Origin of the sequence: Psychrobacter sp. GW64-MNA-CIBAN-0177 (assembly GCF_040309585.1) — a bacterium.
Taxonomy (GTDB): domain Bacteria; phylum Pseudomonadota; class Gammaproteobacteria; order Pseudomonadales; family Moraxellaceae; genus Psychrobacter; species Psychrobacter okhotskensis.
In genome coordinates this window covers 1-273 of sequence record NZ_JBEOOY010000231.1, presented here as the reverse complement: position 1 = coordinate 273, position 273 = coordinate 1, and the positions used below count along the sequence as shown (strand labels likewise).

Sequence of the window (273 nt, the reverse complement as noted above, 5' to 3'; positions counted from 1 at the left end):
AACCCACTCAGCTTAAGCAGCAGCTTGAGCAACTAATCGATTTATTGCCAGGGCAACAACAACAGCCATTAAATACTTCAGATAAGGCACTCCTTATCCAGCAAGTTATCGAAGAACTACAAGGGCTAGGGCCAATTTCTGAATTAATGTTAGACCCAGCCGTTACCGACATTTTAATTAATGGTCCTTTTTCAATTTGGGTTGAGCGTCACGGAGCATTACGCAAAACAACTCAAGCGTTCGATAACGACTCGCACCTAAGACGATTTCTAG

The 273-nt window shown here is 42.9% G+C and carries 1 pseudogene; it reads left to right on the top strand.

The features are described 5' to 3' along the window. Positions 1–273, top strand: a pseudogene (locus AAEY79_RS14880) (hypothetical protein); the annotation flags it as partial.